A 20888-nucleotide genomic window follows, 5' to 3' on the forward strand; every position below is an offset into this window, starting at 1 on the left:
CAAAAGCGTGTTATGATAGTTAAAACTTGCTTATGGAACTACTTATGGTGTTAATGATCGATAATTACGATAGTTTTACGTACAACATCGTGCAATATTGTTTAGAACTCGGAGCCGATCTTAAGGTTATCCGAAACGACGAGTTGAGCGTTGAAGAGATCGAAGCGTTGCATCCGGAAAAAATTATCATTTCCCCGGGGCCCGCAACTCCCAACGAAGCGGGTGTGAGTTTGGACGTTATTCGATATTTCGGCGGAAAAATCCCTATTTTAGGTATTTGTCTGGGACATCAAGCTATCGGACAGGCGTTCGGGGCGAAAGTCGTTCGCGCCAAACGTATGATGCACGGTAAAACTTCTCAAACCAAACAGCTTCACAACAGTTGTTTATTTGCAGGATTGCCTGAAGAATTTACGACGACACGTTACCATTCGCTCATCGTGGAGCAAGAAGGGCTTCCCGAGTGTGTGATTCCTACGGCGTACAGTACCGACGACCACGAGATTATGGCGTTGCAAATCAAAGATAAACCCATCTACGGCGTTCAGTTTCACCCCGAGTCTATTTTGAGTGAACACGGTCATGCCATTTTAAATAACTTTTTAAAACTATGAGAGAGCGTCTTTTCCTCGGACTCATCTTGCTTTTCAGTGCCGCGGCGTTGATGTTTGAGACGCAAACGCTTTCGATTAGCTACGACGAAGCCGAGATTTATTTTAACGCCCATACGATCGTGCATTATTTGGCGCATGCTTCGACGAGTCTTTTGGGACAAAATGATTTGGCGTTACGTTTGCCATCCATCCTTTTGCATTTACTCTCGATCTTTTTGCTTTATAAAATCGGAAAATTATTTTTAAAAAGAACGATCGATCGCATTATCGCCGTGGCGATTTATGCGTTTCTTCCGGGCGTCAATAGTGCGGCGTTACTGGTCAATCAAGGAAGCCTCGTCATCTTTTTAACGCTTCTTTTTACCTATTGCTACCTCAAAGAGTATAAAGTCGTTTCACATGTCATCTTGATCGGCTCGCTTTTTGTCGATAATTCGTTTGCGATTTTTTACATTGCTTTGTTCATTTATGCGTTGATGCAGAAAAAAACCGACTTGGCGATTTTGACGCTAATCTTGTTTAGTGCGGCGATGTACCTGTACGGTTTTGACACGGGAGGAAAGCCTAAGGGCTATTTCGTCGATACGCTCGGTATTTATGCGGCCGTATTTTCCCCGTTGCTGTTTCTCTATTTTGTGTATGCGATGTACCGTATTTTGATTAAAGAAGAGAAAAATCTTCTATGGTACATCTCGTTTATCTCCTTGATTGTTTCGTTTATTTTGTCGCTTCGTCAGCGTTTGGCATTGGAAGATTTTGCGCCGTTTGTCGTTTTGTCCGTTCCGTTGATGGTTAAAGTCTTTTTTAACAGCTATCGTGTGCGCTTACCGCAATTTCGCAAATGGCATACTTTGGTCTTCGGATTGATCCTGATCACGCTTGTGTGCAATACGGTTGTAAGCTATTTGCACAAACCGCTATACTACTTTTTGGAAAATCCGTCGCGTAATTTTGCTATCAAATACCATATCGCTAAAGAGTTGGCGCAAGCTTTACATGAAAAAGGCATCGATAAAATTATTCTCAAGGACGACAAACTCTCCTTGCGTTTGAAATTTTACGGTATTCAAAGCGGCGGTTTCGTCAAACTCAGCCCTCAAAAAGAACTAGATGAAGGGTTTGAACAAATCGATATCGTCTATGTCGGAAAAGTCGTCAAAACATTTTACGTCTACAGGCTAGGCTAAAAGAGGCTCGCATGAAAAAAGCATTCACGATGTTGGAATTGGTTTTTGTCATTGTCGTCGTAGGAATTCTCTCCTATATGGTAGCCTCAAGCTTCACGCGCAACCCCCTCCGAGAAGCCGCCGACCAAGTGGTAAGCCACATACGCTATACGCAACATTTGGCAATGATGGATGATAAGTTTAATGTGAATGATGCAACATGGTATCAAGAACGATGGCAAATAGTGTTTAACTCAGATGCCAATACTTATAATCAATGGGCTTATACGATTTTTTCCGATGGCAATAAAAATGCAAATCCCAATCTTACGTTAAATGAAGTTGCTCTTAACCCTTTAGATCCTGCAAAATACCTCACTGGAGGATATACAGGAATTATTTTTTCTGACGGTGTAGGAGCTACGCAAGAGATGAATTTAGGAATGAAGTATGGAGTATCTACAATAACTTTTAATGCGGCATGCCAGTTTGGAGGAAGCCAAAGAATATCGTTTGATTATTTGGGGCGACCGCTTAAAGGAGTTCCTAGTGGATTTGGAGCAATTTACCAAAGGAATAGAATGATTACGGCTCAATGCCAGATCACATTAACCGATGTGTCCGGTAATGCAATCATTATTGCAATAGAACCGGAAACAGGGTATACGCATATTTTGTAGCCTTTCTTTGCTTTAACCTAATTTTAAGGAGTTCGAGTATATAATTTCGTCCTCGTTTGAGAGAACGGGGTTAAAGAGAAGCTCCCAAAGTAGGGGATTAGCTTCACGTTCATTACCATTTTAACAATGTCAAATTCAATCTTTGAAATCTAAATAAGCGACCGAGCTAGGACGCAAACATGTAAGAGATTATCAACTCTTCGGAATAAAAGAGATAAATCAAACTTCATAAAACTAAAGATTTCGATTCGTCGATTCTGACCGTAAGGTCTAGCTTTAGTGTAATGAATTCAAAGCGAATTACTTCGCTTTGAAGAAACATTATAATGGAGAGTTTGATCCTGGCTCAGAGTGAACGCTGGCGGCGTGCTTAACACATGCAAGTCGAACGGATGAAATAAGCTTGCTTATTTCGTTAGTGGCGCACGGGTGAGTAATGTATAGCTAACCTGCCCTTTAGTGGGGGACAACAGATGGAAACGTCTGCTAATACCCCATACTCCTGCGTATCATAAGATACGTTGGGAAAGATTTATTGCTAAAGGATGGGGCTTTATGGTATCAGCTAGTTGGTGGGGTAACGGCCTACCAAGGCAATGACGCCTACCTGGTCTGAGAGGATGATCAGGCACACTGGAACTGAGACACGGTCCAGACTCCTACGGGAGGCAGCAGTGGGGAATATTGCACAATGGGGGAAACCCTGATGCAGCAACGCCGCGTGGAGGATGACGCATTTCGGTGTGTAAACTCCTTTTATAAGGGAAGATAATGACGGTACCTTATGAATAAGCACCGGCTAACTCCGTGCCAGCAGCCGCGGTAATACGGAGGGTGCAAGCGTTACTCGGAATCACTGGGCGTAAAGGATGCGTAGGCTGTAATATAAGTCAGAAGTGAAATCCAACGGCTTAACCGTTGAACTGCTTTTGAAACTGTTTTACTAGAATATGGGAGAGGTAGATGGAATTGGTGGTGTAGGGGTAAAATCCGTAGATATCACCAGGAATACCGATTGCGAAGGCGATCTACTGGAACATTATTGACGCTGAGGCATGAAAGCGTGGGGAGCAAACAGGATTAGATACCCTGGTAGTCCACGCCCTAAACGATGCACACTAGTTGTTGCGATGCTAGTCATTGCAGTAATGCACTTAACAGATTAAGTGTGCCGCCTGGGGAGTACGGTCGCAAGATTAAAACTCAAAGGAATAGACGGGGACCCGCACAAGCGGTGGAGCATGTGGTTTAATTCGAAGATACACGAAGAACCTTACCTGGGCTTGATATCCTTGGAATCTTGTAGAGATACGAGAGTGCTAGTTTACTAGAACCAAGAGACAGGTGCTGCACGGCTGTCGTCAGCTCGTGTCGTGAGATGTTGGGTTAAGTCCCGCAACGAGCGCAACCCTCGTGATTAGTTGCTAACAGTTTGGCTGAGCACTCTAATCAGACTGCCTTCGCAAGGAGGAGGAAGGTGAGGACGACGTCAAGTCATCATGGCCCTTATGCCCAGGGCTACACACGTGCTACAATGGCGCGTACAAAGAGAGGCGATACCGCGAGGTGGAGCAAATCTTAAAAACGCGTCTCAGTTCGGATTGGAGTCTGCAACTCGACTCCATGAAGCTGGAATCGCTAGTAATCGTAGATCAGATATGCTACGGTGAATACGTTCCCGGGTCTTGTACTCACCGCCCGTCACACCATGGGAGTTGAATTCACCCGAAGCCGGAATACTAAACTAGTTACCGACCACGGTGGGTTCAGCGACTGGGGTGAAGTCGTAACAAGGTAACCGTAGGAGAACCTGCGGTTGGATCACCTCCTTTCTAGAGTATAAGAGACACTATCTCACAATGGTGTCTCGGCGAGAATAGCTTGGTTGCTTATTTAGTTTTGAGAGATTGAAGAGAAGAATGAAAAAGGGGCTTATAGCTCAGGTGGTTAGAGCGTACCCCTGATAAGGGTAAGGTCAGAGGTTCGAGTCCTCTTAAGCCCACCATGGGGAATTAGCTCAGCTGGGAGAGCGCCTGCTTTGCACGCAGGAGGTCAGCGGTTCGATCCCGCTATTCTCCACCATTTTTTAAATGGTGCTTTTTCATCATAACGGCGTTAGAATTTTTACTTTCTCGGTCACGTGTAAAAGACATTGTTTAAGAAAGAAGAAGTTTAATATCAGTTCTTACATGTAAGGGTTGATATTAGACTTTTTTAGTCTAATGTTATTTAATTTAATATTGTCAAAGTCAACAAAACGCAAAAAAAACAATTTACAACTTGTTGGATGTGTTCTTCGCAAGGCGAAAGCTTTAGTGATTGAATAAAGACTGGACTTTGTTCAGGCTTTATGAGACGGAAGAATGAATTACATTTAATAAGGGAGTGAAATGTGCATTAGAATACAAATAGGTAAGCTATTAAGAGCGAATGGTGGATGCCTAGGCTGTAAGAGGCGATGAAGGACGTACTAGACTGCGAAAAGTTACGGGGAGCCGTCAAGAGGCTTTGATCCGTAAGTATCCGAATGGGGCAACCCAGCTGATAGTGATATCAGTTACCCTGCGGGGGGCGAACCTGGCGAAGTGAAACATCTCAGTAGCCAGAGGAGAAGAAATCAAATAGAGATTCCGATAGTAGCGGCGAGCGAACTTGGAAGAGGGCAAACCAGATGCTTGCATCTGGGGTTGTAGGACTGCGTTGTAGAATGATGATAGGTAGTAGAGTAACCTGGAAAGGTTAACCATAGCGGGTGATAGTCCCATATACGAAATCTAGATTCATCTTAGCAGTATCCTGAGTAGGGCGGAACACGTGGTATTCTGTCTGAAGCCGGGAGGACCACCTCCCAACCCTAAATACTACTTACAGACCGATAGTGAACCAGTACCGTGAGGGAAAGGTGAAAAGAACCCCAGTGAGGGGAGTGAAATAGAACCTGAAACCATTTGCTTACAATCATTCAGAGCCCTATGATTTATCAGGGTGATGGACTGCCTTTTGCATAATGAGCCTGCGAGTTGTGGTATCTGGCGAGGTTAAGAAAACTCGGAGCCGTAGCGAAAGCGAGTCTTAATAGGGCGAATTAGTCAGATGCTGCAGACCCGAAGCGAAGTGATCTATCCATGAGCAGGTTGAAGCTGGTGTAAGAGCTAGTGGAGGACCGAACTCGCTGACGTTGAAAAGTCTTGGGATGACTTGTGGATAGGGGTGAAAGGCCAATCAAACTTCGTGATAGCTGGTTCTCTCCGAAATATATTTAGGTATAGCGTCATGTTGTAGTATACGGGGGTAGAGCACTGATTGGGCTAGGGCCTATACCAAGGTACCAAACCCTGTCAAACTCCGAATACCGTATATGTAATCATGGCAGTCAGGCGGCGGGTGATAAAATGCGTCGTCAAAAGGGGAACAACCCAGACTACCAGCTAAGGTCCCAAAGTGATAACTCAGTGGAAAACGATGTGGAGTTGCTTAAACAACCAGGAGGTTGGCTTAGAAGCAGCCATCCTTTAAAGAAAGCGTAACAGCTCACTGGTCTAGCGATTCTGCGCGGAAAATATAACGGGGCTAAAGTTATCCACCGAAGCTGTAGATTCTATTTTTAATAGAGTGGTAGGAGAGCGTTCTAGTCAGCATTGAAGGTGTACCGGTAAGGAGCGCTGGAGCGGCTAGAAGTGAGTATGCAGGCATGAGTAGCGATAAAACGGGTGAGAATCCCGTTCGCCGAAAACCCAAGGTTTCCTACGCGATGTTCGTCATCGTAGGGTTAGTCGGGACCTAAGACAAGTCCGAAAGGGGTAGTCGATGGAAAGTTGGTTAATATTCCAACACCAATAATAGAGCGCGATGGAAGGACGCTTAGGGCTAAACGAGGCAACTGATGGAATAGTTGTTCGAAGGGTGTAGATTAGATGATAGGCAAATCCGTCATCTTTTATTCGAGACCCGACAGGCACTTGATGCTCTTCGGAGTGGATGGTGAATCGTTGATGCCGTCGAGCCAAGAAAAGTTTCTAAGTATATCTGTTATTGCTCGTACCGTAAACCGACACAGGTGGGTGAGATGAGTATTCTAAGGCGCGTGGAAGAAATCTGGTTAAGGAACTCTGCAAAATAGCACCGTATCTTCGGTATAAGGTGTGCCTCCTTCTGTATAAGAACTTGCTTCTGAAAGCGGAAAAGGTTGCAACAAAGAGTCCCTCCCGACTGTTTACCAAAAACACAGCACTCTGCTAACTCGTAAGAGGATGTATAGGGTGTGACGCCTGCCCGGTGCTGGAAGGTTAATTGATGTGGTTAGCGCAAGCGAAGCCATTGATCGAAGCCCCAGTAAACGGCGGCCGTAACTATAACGGTCCTAAGGTAGCGAAATTCCTTGTCGATTAAATATCGACCTGCATGAATGGCGTAACGAGATGGGAGCTGTCTCGACCAGGAATCCAGTGAAATTGTAGTGGAGGTGAAAATTCCTCCTACCCGCGGCAAGACGGAAAGACCCCGTGGACCTTTACTATAGCTTGACACTGCTGTTGGGATAAAGATGTGCAGGATAGGTGGGAGGCTTTGAGGGTGTGACGCCAGTTGCACCTGAGCCATTGTTGAGATACCACTCTTCTTTATTCTGATAGCTAACTGGGACATATTATCTATGTTCAGGACAATGTCTGGTGGGTAGTTTGACTGGGGCGGTCGCCTCCTAAAAAGTAACGGAGGCTTACAAAGGTTGGCTCAGAACGGTTGGAAATCGTTCGTAGAGTATAATGGTACAAGCCAGCTTGACTGTGAGAGATACACCTCGAGCAGAGACGAAAGTCGGTCATAGTGATCCGGTGGTTCTGTGTGGAAGGGCCATCGCTCAAAGGATAAAAGGTACCCCGGGGATAACAGGCTGATCTCCCCCAAGAGCTCACATCGACGGGGAGGTTTGGCACCTCGATGTCGGCTCATCGCATCCTGGGGCTGGAGCAGGTCCCAAGGGTATGGCTGTTCGCCATTTAAAGCGGTACGCGAGCTGGGTTCAGAACGTCGTGAGACAGTTCGGTCCCTATCTGCCGTGGGCGTAGGAAAGTTGAGGAGAGTTGACCCTAGTACGAGAGGACCGGGTCGAACGAACCACTGGTGTACGGGTTGTTCTGCCAAGAGCATCGCCCGGTAGCTATGTTCGGATGTGATAACCGCTGAAAGCATCTAAGCGGGAAGCCAACTCCAAGATGAACTTTCCCTGAAGACCTCATGAAGACTACATGTTTGATAGGCTGGGTGTGTAATGGGTGAGAGCCCTTTAGCTGACCAGTACTAATAGGTCGTTTGGCTTATTCTATATTAACGTATGATAATGCTATTTCACTTCCTTATTAAGTGTAAAGCGCTTTGTTGACTAGACAATACTAAAATCACCTAAAGAATGGTGAATTAAGCCTATTTCGCTATAATACGACATAGATTTACTTCACGATTCTGGTGGCTATTGAGAAGAGGAAACGCCCTGTCCCATTTCGAACCAGGAAGCTAAGCTCTTCATCGCCGATAATACTTTCCCTTACTGGGATGGAAACGTAGGTCGCCGCCAGTTCCGTGATTCCCTCACTCGATTATCCACTATTTCGTCTTCTACAAAGGCGGTCTTTCTTGGAAAAAAATCAATTAAAAGCTTATTTATTCGCTTTCTTATCTGTCTTTCTTTGGTCAACAGTAGCAAGTGCCTTTAAACTTTCTCTTCACTATTTGAATGCAACCCAATTACTCTTTTATGCGTCTAGCGTTTCTTTAATTCTATTGTTTTGTGTTATAAGTTATCAAAAAAAGTGGCTTCTTTTTAAGCGCTATTCAATCAAAATATATTGGCATCTATCTCTTCTTGGGGTTATTAACCCTTTTACGTATTATTTAGTGCTGTTCCACGCGTATGAGCTTTTACCGGCGCAAGAGGTTCAGCCAATCAACTATACGTGGGCGCTGATGTTAAGCTACTTATCGGTAATGATTTTAAAGCATCAGATTAGTGTATATGATATTTTAGCTGGGTTTATATGTTATTTCGGCGTTTTCGTGATATCTACCCACGGGGAGTTACTTTCGTTTTCTTTTACCGATCTTAACGGCATTGGTCTAGCACTTTTTTCTACCGTTTTATGGTCGCTTTATTGGATTTATACTACGAAGTTAAATGTCGATCCTCTCATTGGGCTTTTTGTTAATTTTTTAGTTGGTGTTCCTTGTATCGTAGGCTACATGTTCATGCAAAATATCGCGTTTACGGGAGATGTTTACGGGTTGCTAGGAGCTTTTTATGTCGGTTTATTTGAAATGGGCATAACGTTTATTTTATGGCTACAGGCAATGAGGTATAGTACGAATACGGCGAAAATTGCGAACTTAATTTTCTTATCACCTTTTTTATCACTTCTTTTTATTGCATATTTCCTCAAAGAGGAAATACTTCCTTCCACCTTTATTGGCTTAATCTTAATCATCGCAGGTCTTTTAGTACAGCAAAAAGAGAGATTTCGTCGTTAGCTTTTTTTCTAATCTTTGAAAAGCTACAATAACGTATTTTTTGAATGACTTCAACAAAAGTTATAAATTAAAGAGAGTCGATATGTTAATGAAAATCGTATGGTGTTTTATGCTTGTTTGCTCGTTTTTAAAGGCTGATTTTTTAGAGCAAGAGAGAGAAAACGCAATCAAAAGTCAAAAGCTGATTGTATTGAGCGTCACGAAAGATCAGTGCCCGTATTGTCTTCAAATGAGGCATGACGTTTTTGAAACGGAGCTTGTTCGCCGAAAAATCGACCAACATTACCTTCACGTTGAAGTTGATAAGGACGATAAGGCGTTACCGAAGCATCTTCACGTCAAATATTATCCGACGAATCTTGTTCTCAATCCAAAAGATCTTAGCGTTATCGACGAATTTATCGGTTATACGAAACCCGATATTTTTGTCGAACTTTTAGAAGAGGTTTATAAGCAAGAGTTTAACGCACGTTGACGTATTTTGCAATACCATAAGCAATCAACGTGGCAAAAATAAGGCGTAACGAGACGATAATCCAAGGGTTTGCCCCGAAGATGACAAATAAAAGCGTATCTTCGATCATCGCATGTGCGATCATTAAATAAGTTCCGATAAAAAGAATTTCACGTTTTTTTAAAAGCCCCTTTTCGTATTCCGCAATTAAAATGCCCGCACCGTAGGTAATGCCTAAAATGACGCCAACTAAAATCGAAAATCCGCTATTGACGTTTTGGGCATGCCGTTGCATCCATGGGCGCGATTTAATCATGTCCAATAGAAAGATAAGCAGCGAAACGAGCATGATGATTTTTAAGCTCAAAGAAAAGGCTTCGTAAGCGGCGTTAAGCACCAAAGCTTGAATCGAGTCGTAGCGTACGGGTTGTAATGTTTCGGGATGGGAGACAATGGAAGAAATAAACCACTCGTTTGGCATTTGCGTAACGAAGAAGCTTACCAAAAGTCCGACCGATAAGCGTAAAACAATCGAGTAGACACGCGAAAGACCGAGTCGCTTCATAATCTCGGTTTCTACCAAAAGAGCATGAGCAATCCCTAGAAATACGGCCAAAACCGTCCAACTTTTTGCATCAAGACCCAAAGGTGCAGCAAATGCTATGGCGGCGTATAGGTTGAGGAAAAGACCGCTTACGATAGAAAGAGCCGCCTCTTGAGGGAGACCTAAAAAGAGCGCAAGGGGCTTAAATATAAACGTAATATAGCTCAAAAGATCATAGTAGAAAAGGACATCCGCTAAAATATAAATCGGTACGATCAGTTTTAAAATGACCCATGAACTTCGTAACGCCGTTTTAAAAGATTTTTCGAAACTAAATGACATTTTGGCTCTTTGTTTAATACTTAATTTATATTAGCTAAGCTATAATACCGACCTCAAAGAGAAATGTGCGCTCGTAGCTCAGCTGGATAGAGCATCGGTTTGCGGTACCGGAGGTCAGGGATTCGAATTCCTTCGGGCGCACCACTTTGTTTTATACTTCTTGATAATGTTTTTTTGTTCTCCTAAACACCTTACAATCATTTAAAACGTCTCTTCAAATACTCTGTATTTTGTTTTTTGCAATCCCAACTCTTCATAAGCTTTTTGAGTCGTTTTGTCATCTTTGTGAACGTAAAGTCGAATTCCGCAGACGTCGTAATGCTCTTTTGCGAGACTTTTGGCTTTATCCAACAAGGCGTCGTGAATCTCTTTTTCATGCTCGTGATCAGTCACGAAAATACTTTGAATGCAATAATACGCTCCGTTGTTCCAATCGCTCCATTCTCTTGTGATCATCGTCAATCCGACAATAGTTTGATTGACTTCCGCCATCAGGTAAAAACCGTTGTGAAATTTAGCAAAAACTTGATGAACGCCCTCGGTGGTCAATGCGAGCGAAACGTTTTTATTGACGGTTTCTTTAGCGAACAAAACGTTAAAAGCGGCAATTTCTTTGGCATCGTCGCGCGTTGCGATACGAACGATTAAGTTTTCTAACATGTTGACTCCTTAGGTTGATTTTGCAGTATTGTATCGACAATCGCTTTAGCTCCGCCTTCATGAATTAACGCGGTCAGTTTTTGCGATAAAGAGGCAAGATCGCATGCCAAAATCATCTCAAATAGCTTTTGAGAATCGACGTGCGCTTGTTCCATCATCAGTGCGGCACCTTGATCGACCAATGTTTTGGCATTGTAATATTGGTGGTTGGCGGCGGCATGCGGGTAGGGAATAAAACAAGCAGGCAAAGAAACGGCGCAGAGTTCCCAAAGCGTGCTTGCACCCGATCGGCTGATCGCAAAATCGGCACGTGAGAGCTTTTGGGCAATCTCTTTGGAAAAGTCGAATACGTCGGCGGGGATAGCGGTCTCGTCATAGAAACGTCGTATGCGTTCAAACTCTTTCGCTCCCGTTTGGTGGATAATTGCAATGCCTCTTTCATGGAAAAACGGGGCAAGCGTACATGCAAGTTCGTTAATAAACGTTGCGCCTTGACTTCCGCCTAAAAAGATGACGGTTTTGAGCATTTGACGCTGTTTACGGATCGCAAAAAACGCATCGCTTACGGGATAATCCGTCATAATTGCGTCGTGTCGATAAGAGTTAAAAAACGCTTTAGCAAACGGCTTGAGCAGTCGGTTGAGCTTTCCCTCTACGGCATTTTGCTCATGGATATAAAGCGGTAACCTTGCGATCAACGCACCGAAGGACGCCGGTGCCGCCGAATATCCGCCGACGGAAAAGACGGCACTTACGCCGTGTTGTTTAAAAAGACGTCTACATGTAAAGGCCAAACGCACCGTCGTGAAAAGCGAACGAAGTTTGTGAATACCTTTTTTATTGACCACACCTCTACTCTCCAAAAAGTACGTGTGTTCAAACGCATCGTCGCCTTCAAACCATGCACGGTCTTGCCCTGCGGTTGAACCGATATAAAGCGGTTTATGACCTCGTTTGAGTAACTCTTCTTTAATCGCCCGTGCGATGACCAAATGGCCACCCGTGCCGCCTCCGGTAATTGCAATCATAATTTTGCCTTTTTGCTGATCATTAACACCATTCCGATACCGACCGAGAGGGCTAAAATGGAGCTACCTCCGTAGCTGATAAAGGGAACGGAAATACCTTTAATCGGCGTGATCGAGGTAATGCCGTAGGCATTCATTAAAAATGAAAAAACGATCAAAAGACCGATACCCAAAGAAAAAAGATAGTAGACTTTACTATGACTTCTGGAAGCGATTTTAAAGATACGGTAAATAATCGTCACAATGACGAGCGTTAAGAGCGTGACGCCTAAAGCTCCGACTTCTTCGGCGATTCCCGCAAGGGCAAAGTCGGTGTGTACTTCACTCAAATAGCCGAGTTTAAACAGTCCGTTGCCGATACCTTCACCGAAAATACCGCCGTGTTTGATGGCATTGAGCGAGTGGGAAATTTGATAAGGCTCGGGTGCGTCTTCGACACGCAAAACGGATGCGATGCTTTCGGGAAACATTGAAAGAACCATGTTCTGAATCGTCGCCCACCATGTTTTGATTCTTAAAATACGGTGCGTTGAGCTAAAGATGGCGACTAAAAAGACGAAAATAGAACCTAAAATCGCGAGCATAAAGAGTTGCGCGCTGGTTCCGGCGAAAAATGCCATTACGGCAAACGTCAAGGCAAGGACGACGACTTGCCCTAAATCGTTTTGCATAACGGCGATCAAATAAATGACCAAAACGAACATAGCGATATACGGCAAAATCAGTAACATCTCTTCTTTGAGGCTTTTTTTATCGTTGTTCAGTTTGCGTGCAAAACTCCACGCAAGGAAATAGACAAATCCGATTTTGAAAAACTCAACCGGAGCTAACGAAAAGCCCGGAAGACGAATCCACCGTTTCGCACCGCCCGCGGAGGTAACTAAAGACTCGGGAAGGTAGTGCATGACGCCCATGAGCAAGAGGCAACTTAAAAAAATCGTAAAGCCGATATGCATTAAGAACTTATCGGGATCGAGTTGCGAAAGCGACCACATGATAAAAATACACAGCATTCCTACGGCAAATTGGCGAATGAAAAAATGGTATTCGGAATAGTCGAAAAAAAGTGTCGTAAACACCGGTAGGGAGAGTGAAAAGACCATCCCTACAAAGAGTGCAAAAGCACAGAGTGAAAAAAGTATTTTATCGGTTTGCATGCTTTCTTTGTGTATAATTAGATTTTGATCTATTCTACACAAAAATAGATTAAAGCTTGGTTGAAGCATATTTTGGAATAAAAATTGCTTACATAAGGCAAGATTCGAGAAAGGGAAACAAATGGGATTTGAGATCAGTAAATCAAACGCTTTGATGGTCGAAGGCTTAAATGCAAGAGCTTTGCGTCAAGATTTGATTTCAAGCAATATCGCCAATATCGATACCCCTTTTTATAAATCGAGAGACGTTGATTTTGAGACGGCTTTGATCGAAAAAACCAAAGAGATTTACGGTGCGGGCGAGACAGGAAACGCAACATTGGAAATGGCGCAAACCGACATGTCGCATTTAAGCGGAGATAAAAGTTTTGATACTTCCAAAGCGACGATTTACCTCAGAGACGGGCATACGGCACGCAATGACGGTAATACCGTCGATTTGGACGTCGAGACTTCCGAGCTCGGTAAAAATGCGATGATGTTTAACGCACTCACGTCGGCGTTGCAAAAAAACGGTGCTATTTTTAAAAGCGTCATCGAATATTCGTCTAAACTATAAGGATTGAGCTATGGCATACTTGAGCAGTTTCGATATTAGCAGCTACGGACTTTCCGCGCAACGCTTCCGTATGGAAGTGATCAGCTCCAATATCGCCAACGCCAATACTACGCGAACAAGCGAGGGCGGTCCTTACCAACGTCGCGACGTCGTCTTTAAAGCGACGGATTTCAATCAAACGCTCAATGACAAACTGGCGAGCCAAAATAACCTCTTAAGTTATGAAAATCCCTTAGACGATCCGTTCTTGCAAGAGAATGCCAATCCTGCTATAATGAGTGTTGCCGTGGATAAGGTGGTACGCGACGAGAGCGAGTTCCGCTACAAATACGACCCGACGCATCCGGACGCCAACGAAGAGGGATACGTGGCATATCCGAATATCAATCCCGTCATCGAGATGTCCAATCTCATCGAAGCGACCCGTGCGTATCAAGCCAACGTTTCGGCGTTTCAAAGTGCTAAATCCATCGCTCAAAATGCGATAGATCTTTTAAAAGGATAAGCTAAATGCCTAGTAGCATTGATAAACTTTCATCACTCAATACCTTGCTCTCAACCGGTGACAAAAGTGATGTTAAAAGCGGTGACGATTTTTCAAAGATTTTAGAACAATCGATTGCCGAAATTAACGATTCGCAGGTCAAAGGCGATCGTGCTATGGCAGATATCGCAACCGGTGAAGTCAAAGATTTGCATCAAGCCGCTATTGCTATCAATAAAGCCGAAACAAGTATGAAACTAATGCTAGAGATTCGCAATAAAGCCCTTAGTGCTTATAAAGAGATCTCTAAAACTCAAATTTAACTTTTGCCTTTGCATGGAACCCTCAGATACTAAAAAAATTAAAATTCTCTTCTTATTCGTCGTCGTTCTTTTAGGGTTTATGATCTTTTTGGGAACCCTCTTTTATTGGGCTACCATCGAACGACGATTGCCTCGTTTGGAACACAGTGAAGTCAACCATGCGTTGCGCGGCAATATCGTGAGTGCGGACGGTTTTAAAATCGCGACGAGCCAACAACTCTACAAAGCCATCGTCGACACGCGCAATATCGATCCTAAAAAACTAGACCTTTTCGTGCGTTTGTATTCGCTTTACAGCGGTGACGATCCTAAAGCGGTCGCTGCGACGCTTGGTTCCAATTCCGGCAGTACGGTGTTATCGTATCGCATTGATTCTAAAACGGCCAAATACCTTCAAGAACTTTCACGAAAGCTCTATAAACTCGGTGTTTTTAGAAGTTATGAAGACCCCAAAACGGGCGTAGCGTTTTTGCACGGACTGAGTGTGGTCGAAAGCGGTGAAGACAGACTTTATCCGGCGGTGGATTCACTGACGCCGATTGTCGGTTACGTACGTAAAGTCGAGCAAAAAAACATTACGAAAACGACCGGCGTTAAGGGCATCGAGCGCTACTATGAAGACAAGCTCTCTTCGGTACAAGACTCGTTGGTCTACGGTTTTCGCGATATCGCCAATACGGTTATTTTGGACGGAAATAGCGTCTCTTCGCGTCGCTTTGACGGTTACGACGTGCATCTGACGATCTCGTTAAAAATGCAAAAAATTATCGAAAGCGTTTTGGATCAATATCAAAAAAACTTAGAAGCCAAAGAGATTATCGTTGGTATTTTAAACAGCGACACGGCCGAATTCGTCGCGTTGGCGTCGAGCAATCGTTTCAATCCCGATCTGATCGAGAAAAAAGATTACGGTTCATTAAACGTATCGGCGATCGAGTATATTTACGAACCCGGTTCGGTTTTGAAAAGCATTACGTTTGCGCTATTGCTCAAAGCAAATAAAGTCAATCCCTACGATATCGTGAACGTGTACGGCGGAAGTTACAAACTCGGTACGAAAGTCATTAAAGATACGCACAAGGCGGACAAACTGACCGCCGAAGATATTATCGTCTATTCGAGTAACGTCGGAACGGCGCAAATCGCTCAAAAACTCGATGCAATGGAGTTTTACCAAGGACTCAAAGATTTTGGGTTTTCGGTGCGAAGCGGCGTGGATTTGCCTTTTGAAAATCCGGGCATTATTCCTACGATTAACCGCTTCAATTCTCCGATTTACAAAGCTACGGTCGGATACGGATACGGTATGAACGCGACTTTTATGCAAGTGATTCGCGCGTACAACGTTTTCAATAACAACGGACGTATTTTAACGCCGATGTTGGTTAAAAAGTTAGTTTCGCCTATCGGGCAAGAACTGTTTCCCGAAAAAAGCCCCGAAAATCAAATTATCCCCGTTTCGGTGGCAAAACGAATGCAGAAGATTTTAATTAAAGTCGTTCAACAAGGTACGGGAACGGGTGCCAAAATCGAAGGACTCGAAATCGGCGGTAAAACCGGTACGGCACATATCGCGGAGGACGGAGAGTACGTTCGAAGTTATAACGGCTCGTTTTTCGGCTTTGCCAACGATAAAAAAAATCGCTACACGATCGGCGTCTTAGTTCGCGAAGCCAAAAAACGACAAGCGTATTTTGCGGCGCAAAGTGCGGTTCCCGTTTTTAAAGAAGTGGTCGAAAAGCTTGTCGAAAACGGCTACCTTACCCCTTCAAGCGATCTTGTACCCAGCAACTAATCGCTGCAACGAAATCATCGTCGTCGTTGGGGCACTTTGCCACAAGGTATCGCTCAAATCCTAATTCCTGCGCAAGATGTGCATACTCCATGCTCAGTTCAAATTCCGTTTCGGAATTGTCGATCGTAAACGAAATGGGAACGATAAGTGCGTTTTTGTTCTCTAGTGTTTTGAGTTTGTCTTCCAAAGAGGGCTCTAGCCATTTAACCGGTCCTAGTTTGGACTGATACGCTAGATGCACCGCTTTAAAATGCAAGTTTTCTGCTTCCAAAAGTGTCTCCATCGCTTTGACATGTAAGATAATCTCTTTCTCATACGGATCGCCGTTAATGATGATTTTTTGCGGCAAAGAGTGTGCCGAGAAGATCAGCTCCATTCGTGTCGGGTCGTTTTCGGCAAGTGCTTCTTTGATCTTTTTGAGTAAAAGGCGGTTGTAGCTTTCATTTTCAAAAAAACGCTCTATCACGCGTATTTTGGCGTGCAATCCCAACGTTTTCGCCGTTTTCGTAAAATCCTCTACCGAAGACTTGGTCGTCGTGGTCGAGTAGTGCGGATACAGCGGCAACAAGATGACTTCTTCTATTCCTTGTGCTTGAAGCTCACGGATCGCTTCATCGCAAAAAGGCGGCGTATAGCGCATCGCAAAGCTTACATGTAAAGAAGGAAGGGCACTTTGCAGTTTTGAAACCAGTTGTTTGGTGTACCCGACCAAAGGCGATTTGCCGCCCAGTTTGGCGTAGTTGGCTTGTGCCGTTTTGGTGCGCGAAGTCGTGATCATAAACGCGATCAAACGGCGTAAGAGAGCACTTTTGACGGTGATAATGTTGGCATCGTTGAACATGTTAGATAAAAAGAGTTTGACTTCATCAAGATTGTTCGGACCTCCCATATTGAGAAGTACCAGTGCTTTTTTCATGGAAAAACCTTTGCGTAAGATAATCTCTATTGTACATGTAAGATGCTAAAGAGTGCTTTACATGTCAAAAGTGCTGAAACGATTAAGCGGTGCTGTGGTATGTTTTGAAAGAGTGTTTTAAAAGAGAGAGGACAAATCGATGAAAAAATATATAGCAACTTTCCTTGGTTGCGCGCTAAACGTAGCGGCAGAATGTTCCTTTCCCGCAAATACTTTGATCGCCACCGCGGACGAAGTGCGCGACACAAAAACAGGACTCATTTGGAAACGCTGTGTCCTTGGGCAAACGTGGCAGAAAAACAGAGGATGTGTGGGTGAGGTCGAGCTGATGCGGCGCGTGGACGTTGATGAAAAAGTACGCTCGCTTGGCGAAAAATGGCGTTTACCAACGGTCGATGAACTGCTGACCCTAGTCGATGCTCGCTGTCAAAATCCCGTGATCAACACAAAGATTTTCGGCAAGGTGGTCGATATGACGGGCGAGGGGGCAAACTACCTCACGGCGTCCGTCTACCTTGAAGGCGATGAGGTCATACCGACACTTTTTTACACGATCGATTTGTTAAACGGAGGTATTGATGCGCACACCAAAGGCTTTGTGGGTGCCGTGCGGTTGGTACGTTAGAGCTTTTTAAGGGGCACGCCGTGGCACAAATGCTTTTCATCTTTTGCCACACGCGCGCATTTTTCGCAGATAAACTTGGGTTTTGAGACGATCTTGACGATCTTGTTGGCATACGCTTTTACGTCGTCTTTTTTCAGAGAACAGAGTTTTTTGATTTTCATGCTACGCCTTTTTTTGACATGTCAAAGTGTAGCATGAAATAAGGCAGGATGGTTAAACCGCACCCATAATTTTTTTGGAGCTCTCGCCTTTGTGGCTTAACACCTCTTCAAAACTCATCGCCGTAGCAGTGCAATCGACGCCTAAAAGCGCTTCGTAAAGTGCTTCGATTTTCTCGGCATTGTCCATTTTTTTGAGTTCACCTTTCTCTAAGTTGGAGAGGTCTAAAAGCTCGTTCCAAACGGAGCTTTCCGCAAGCGAATAGGCATTGAAAGTAATGCCCTCATACGTAAACGTACCGTTTTTATCCAAGTCGGTGACGTAGAGAACGACCAAAGTTGCGGGTGTAAAAAATGCTTTGTACTTTTCGAAAAAAGGCTCAAAATGCACAATACTTTCAAGTTCGCATGCAAAAAATTTAATACTCGCATCGTCGGCTACGACCAAAACTTGTTTCGCTTGAATTTTCGGCGGCAAAACTCTATCGGCGGAGAGCTGTTTCCCCGCTTCGATAATTAAAGCACCTCGGTAACCGACCAGTCCTTGCCCCAATTCTCCGCTAAAAGAGGGCTGCCACGCAAGATTGTTCTCTTTAATATACGCTACGATCGACATGATGTTTCCTTTTTGTGTGATAAAAAGGCTTATACAAGAACTATTCCGCGAAGTGTGAAGCGGCAGAGTAAGGTACTTTTGAAATAATGTAATAATAAAAACGCTGTATAAAGATTCGAACAAATACTCTTAAAATTGATCTACATGTCAACCCTTAAACCCAATTTCTGTATAATCGCGCCATTTTAGTAGGGAGTATTGTTTTATGAAGCATACGCTTAAAATCACGCTTTTTTATTTGGTCATGTTTGTCAGTCTCGGGCTTTTTTGGTTTTGGGCGGCAAAACCTTCCGATTCTCTTGTAACGCTTCCCGAGGACGTCAAGCTCCAATGCCTCTCTTACGCACCCTTCGGGAAAGACGATTCGCCGTTTGATATTCCAAACGGGTTTAAGCCTTCGCTCGAACAGATGGACAAAGATTTGGCGCATTTGGCGACGATTACGGGGTGTATTCGAACGTATTCGAGCGTCGGGTTGGAGGCGTTACCCGAAATTGCCCGCAAGCACGGGCTGAAACTTTGGTTGGGTGCATGGGTCAGCAGTGATGCAACGTTGACGAAAAAAGAGATCGAAACCGTGATCGCGCTTGCGCAAGAGAACAAAGACATTGTCGAGACCGTCGTCGTCGGCAATGAAGCGTTATTGCGCCGCGACGTGAGTGCGTCTCAGTTGGTCGCGTATATTCAAAGCGTCAAAGAGGCGTTGCCCGATATGACGATCACGTATGCCGACGTATGGGAGTTTTGGAACAAACATCCCGAAGTCGCACCCGCGGTCGATCGCGTGACGATACATATCTTGCCGTATTGGGAAGATAAGCCTATTAGCGTCGATAAAGCACTCTTACATGTCAAAGCGATTCGCGAAGCGATGATGCAAAAAATCCCCGACAAAGAGATCGTCATCGGTGAGACGGGCTGGCCGAGTTTCGGGCGCATGCGCGAAGGTGCTTACCCGAGTGCGGAAAATCAAGCGATTTTTACGCGCGGTTTTGTGAAAATGGCGCAAGAAGGCGGATGGAAATACAACTTTATCGAGGCGTTTGACCAACCGTGGAAACGCGTGAGTGAGGGTGCGGTCGGTGGTTATTGGGGACTTTTTGACGCAGATAGGGCGGATAAACATATCTTGCACGGATTTGTGAGCAATTATCCGTACGCACAATGGATGTTTGCGGGAAGCTTTGCTTTAAGCTTGCTCGGGTTGATTTGGCTGGTGCGTATCCAGACGTGCGCATGTAAAAAAGCGGCGTATTGGTTTGTAAGTTTGTGGGGCGGATCGGTAGCGCTTGTGTGGCAAGCGTATCAGTATTGGATGGTTTCGAGAAATACCCTTGAGGTCGTTTGGGCGATTTTGTGTTTGGGGCTTGCGTTGATCTTATGGCTCAAAATCGTACGCTACGTGATGACCGAAGAGATGGTTTTTCCGGCACGTATGAGCCGTTTGATGTCGGTCGTAACGCTTAGCGAGCCGTTTCAAAAAAGCTTTTTTGCGCATGATCTGTTGCATACGCTCAGCAGCGGCGTTGCTCTTGTCATGGCACTTTCGATGGCGTTTGACGGACGCTACTTGAATTTCGAGATCGGAACGCTCGGCATCATTACGGCATTTTACGCGATCGCGTATGTGACGACCGATCGCAAAGCGTTGAACGGGCTTTTAGAAAAAGTGACGGGTTTGGCACTTTTTATCGCCGCATTGGCGGTGCTTTTACACGAAAGCGCACGCAACGATTTTGCGCTCAATTGGGTGGTTATGATGGTCGTTTTAGGCTCGACTTTATGGCTTTCCGTGTCTAAAATGTGCGGCATAGTCCGAACGTTCTCGTTTTTGCTCGTTGCGGCATTGGCAATTTTTGCGCTCAAAGAGGGAATTTACGTGAACGAAAAATGGATCGACGTATGCGCGAGCAATCCTTTACTTTTGACATGTCAGCTCAAAGTTTGGTTAGGCAAGATCATTTACCTCAATTACGTCGGACTTTCCGGTAGCGTCGTTGCCCTGTTTGCCGTGCTCTCGGGCAGTTATCTTTTAGGCGTGCTCGCGATGGTGATGGGACTGTTTGGTTTGCTAACGTTTAACGGATTTTTAGGCGCGATTCTGGTCGTTTTGGGTTGGTGGGTCGTCGGATACCGTTTGGGCGAAAAATGTACGTTATAACGTTAAAAGCTCCCTTCAACGGAGTATTTTAGGGCATTTAATAATAGCCTTTAGGTTTTTTCGTTAAAATAGATCAATTTTGAATCA

18 protein-coding genes, 3 tRNA genes and 3 rRNA genes are annotated in these 20888 nt (G+C 44.5%); 17 read left to right on the forward strand and 7 right to left on the reverse strand.

The features are described 5' to 3' along the window. The first annotated feature begins 44 nt into the window (after nucleotides 1-44). From NL930_RS03780 to NL930_RS03825, 10 genes are all read left to right on the forward strand, one after another. Nucleotides 45-614 carry an aminodeoxychorismate/anthranilate synthase component II gene (locus tag NL930_RS03780; protein ID WP_041962165.1) on the forward strand — a complete coding sequence of 190 codons (570 nt, stop codon included), beginning with the start codon at nucleotides 45-47 and terminating at the stop codon, nucleotides 612-614. Next, nucleotides 611-1801: a glycosyltransferase family 39 protein gene (locus tag NL930_RS03785; protein WP_354672765.1), complete on the forward strand. Its 1191-nt coding sequence runs from the start codon at nucleotides 611-613 to the stop codon at nucleotides 1799-1801. The genes NL930_RS03780 and NL930_RS03785 overlap by 4 nt, the downstream gene beginning before the upstream one ends. An 11-nt stretch (nucleotides 1802-1812) precedes the next feature. Next, nucleotides 1813-2460 (forward strand): Tfp pilus assembly protein FimT/FimU, encoded by a 648-nt coding sequence (locus NL930_RS03790; protein ID WP_254377346.1) that lies wholly within the window; start codon nucleotides 1813-1815, stop codon nucleotides 2458-2460. A 323-nt stretch (nucleotides 2461-2783) separates the two neighbouring features. Further along, nucleotides 2784-4292, forward strand: a 16S ribosomal RNA gene (locus NL930_RS03795). A gap of 96 nt (nucleotides 4293-4388) precedes the next feature. After that, nucleotides 4389-4465: transfer RNA gene (locus NL930_RS03800), tRNA-Ile, on the forward strand. A 1-nt stretch (nucleotide 4466) separates the two neighbouring features. Then, a tRNA-Ala gene (locus NL930_RS03805) sits at nucleotides 4467-4542 on the forward strand. A 328-nt stretch (nucleotides 4543-4870) separates the two neighbouring features. Beyond that, nucleotides 4871-7783: ribosomal RNA gene (locus tag NL930_RS03810) — 23S ribosomal RNA — on the forward strand. Nucleotides 7784-7919: 136 nt separating this feature from the next. Then, a 5S ribosomal RNA gene (gene rrf, locus NL930_RS03815) occupies nucleotides 7920-8035 on the forward strand. Together the 16S, 23S and 5S rRNA genes with 2 tRNA genes alongside form the textbook arrangement of a ribosomal RNA operon. A 56-nt stretch (nucleotides 8036-8091) precedes the next feature. Beyond that, the gene (locus tag NL930_RS03820) at nucleotides 8092-8979 is read left to right on the forward strand and encodes a DMT family transporter (protein ID WP_254376417.1); all 888 of its coding nucleotides are present in this window, start codon (nucleotides 8092-8094) and stop codon (nucleotides 8977-8979) included. Between the two features lie 88 nt (nucleotides 8980-9067). Next, nucleotides 9068-9454 carry a thioredoxin fold domain-containing protein gene (locus tag NL930_RS03825; RefSeq protein ID WP_286683057.1) on the forward strand — a complete coding sequence of 129 codons (387 nt, stop codon included), beginning with the start codon at nucleotides 9068-9070 and terminating at the stop codon, nucleotides 9452-9454. On the opposite strand, the gene NL930_RS03830 is transcribed toward NL930_RS03825, so the two are convergent. Further along, a complete protein-coding gene (locus NL930_RS03830; protein WP_254375734.1) occupies nucleotides 9441-10319 on the reverse strand; it encodes a nucleoside recognition protein in 879 nt (292 codons plus the stop codon). The genes NL930_RS03825 and NL930_RS03830 overlap by 14 nt on opposite strands. 67 nt (nucleotides 10320-10386) lie before the next feature. Between NL930_RS03830 and NL930_RS03835 the strand changes: the two genes are divergently transcribed. Next, nucleotides 10387-10463 (forward strand) — tRNA-Arg (locus NL930_RS03835). A gap of 57 nt (nucleotides 10464-10520) precedes the next feature. On the opposite strand, the gene NL930_RS03840 is transcribed toward NL930_RS03835, so the two are convergent. From NL930_RS03840 to NL930_RS03850, 3 genes are read right to left on the reverse strand one after another with little or no spacing between them, the layout of a single operon-like run. Continuing rightward, entirely contained in the window at nucleotides 10521-10979 is a 459-nt protein-coding gene (locus NL930_RS03840; RefSeq protein WP_039673231.1) for a GNAT family N-acetyltransferase, read from the reverse strand. Further along, nucleotides 10973-12007 (reverse strand): undecaprenyldiphospho-muramoylpentapeptide beta-N-acetylglucosaminyltransferase, encoded by a 1035-nt coding sequence (gene murG / locus NL930_RS03845; protein WP_254375735.1) that lies wholly within the window; start codon nucleotides 12005-12007, stop codon nucleotides 10973-10975. Before murG ends, NL930_RS03840 begins: the two co-directional genes overlap by 7 nt. After that, nucleotides 12004-13164 (reverse strand): FtsW/RodA/SpoVE family cell cycle protein, encoded by a 1161-nt coding sequence (locus NL930_RS03850; RefSeq protein ID WP_039673227.1) that lies wholly within the window; start codon nucleotides 13162-13164, stop codon nucleotides 12004-12006. The genes murG and NL930_RS03850 overlap by 4 nt, the downstream gene beginning before the upstream one ends. Nucleotides 13165-13285: 121 nt before the next feature. Here NL930_RS03850 and flgB point away from each other — a divergent pair, with 121 nt between their 5' ends. From flgB to NL930_RS03870, 4 genes are read left to right on the forward strand one after another with little or no spacing between them, the layout of a single operon-like run. Further along, nucleotides 13286-13723, forward strand: coding sequence for a flagellar basal body rod protein FlgB (flgB, locus tag NL930_RS03855; protein ID WP_039673226.1), 438 nt, complete (start codon nucleotides 13286-13288; stop codon nucleotides 13721-13723). A gap of 10 nt (nucleotides 13724-13733) precedes the next feature. Beyond that, nucleotides 13734-14228: a flagellar basal body rod protein FlgC gene (gene flgC / locus NL930_RS03860; RefSeq protein ID WP_039673224.1), complete on the forward strand. Its 495-nt coding sequence runs from the start codon at nucleotides 13734-13736 to the stop codon at nucleotides 14226-14228. 5 nt (nucleotides 14229-14233) lie between these two features. Further along, on the forward strand, nucleotides 14234-14530 hold the full coding sequence (fliE, locus tag NL930_RS03865) for a flagellar hook-basal body complex protein FliE (RefSeq protein WP_039673222.1): 297 nt from the start codon (nucleotides 14234-14236) through the stop codon (nucleotides 14528-14530). 13 nt (nucleotides 14531-14543) lie between these two features. Further along, complete coding sequence (locus tag NL930_RS03870; protein ID WP_041963642.1) at nucleotides 14544-16325, forward strand: penicillin-binding protein 2; 1782 nt, start codon at nucleotides 14544-14546, stop codon at nucleotides 16323-16325. On the opposite strand, the gene hemH is transcribed toward NL930_RS03870, so the two are convergent. Further along, entirely contained in the window at nucleotides 16291-17241 is a 951-nt protein-coding gene (hemH, locus tag NL930_RS03875) for a ferrochelatase (RefSeq protein WP_254375736.1), read from the reverse strand. The genes NL930_RS03870 and hemH overlap by 35 nt on opposite strands. Nucleotides 17242-17380: 139 nt before the next feature. Here hemH and NL930_RS03880 point away from each other — a divergent pair, with 139 nt between their 5' ends. Next, nucleotides 17381-17866, forward strand: a complete 486-nt coding sequence (locus tag NL930_RS03880) for a DUF1566 domain-containing protein (protein WP_254375737.1) — start codon at nucleotides 17381-17383, stop codon at nucleotides 17864-17866. On the opposite strand, the gene NL930_RS03885 is transcribed toward NL930_RS03880, so the two are convergent. Both NL930_RS03885 and NL930_RS03890 read right to left on the reverse strand, forming a co-directional pair. After that, nucleotides 17863-18027: a hypothetical protein gene (locus NL930_RS03885; RefSeq protein WP_254375738.1), complete on the reverse strand. Its 165-nt coding sequence runs from the start codon at nucleotides 18025-18027 to the stop codon at nucleotides 17863-17865. The two genes, NL930_RS03880 and NL930_RS03885, sit on opposite strands and share 4 nt — an antisense overlap. Nucleotides 18028-18079: 52 nt before the next feature. After that, on the reverse strand, nucleotides 18080-18640 hold the full coding sequence (locus tag NL930_RS03890) for a hypothetical protein (protein WP_254375739.1): 561 nt from the start codon (nucleotides 18638-18640) through the stop codon (nucleotides 18080-18082). Between the two features lie 205 nt (nucleotides 18641-18845). On the opposite strand from NL930_RS03890, the gene NL930_RS03895 reads away from it, so the two are divergent. Then, on the forward strand, nucleotides 18846-20801 hold the full coding sequence (locus NL930_RS03895; protein ID WP_254375740.1) for an exo-beta-1,3-glucanase: 1956 nt from the start codon (nucleotides 18846-18848) through the stop codon (nucleotides 20799-20801). Nucleotides 20802-20888 lie beyond the last annotated feature (87 nt).

This window comes from Sulfurospirillum sp. hDNRA2 (genome assembly GCF_024206095.2).
GTDB lineage: Bacteria > Campylobacterota > Campylobacteria > Campylobacterales > Sulfurospirillaceae > Sulfurospirillum.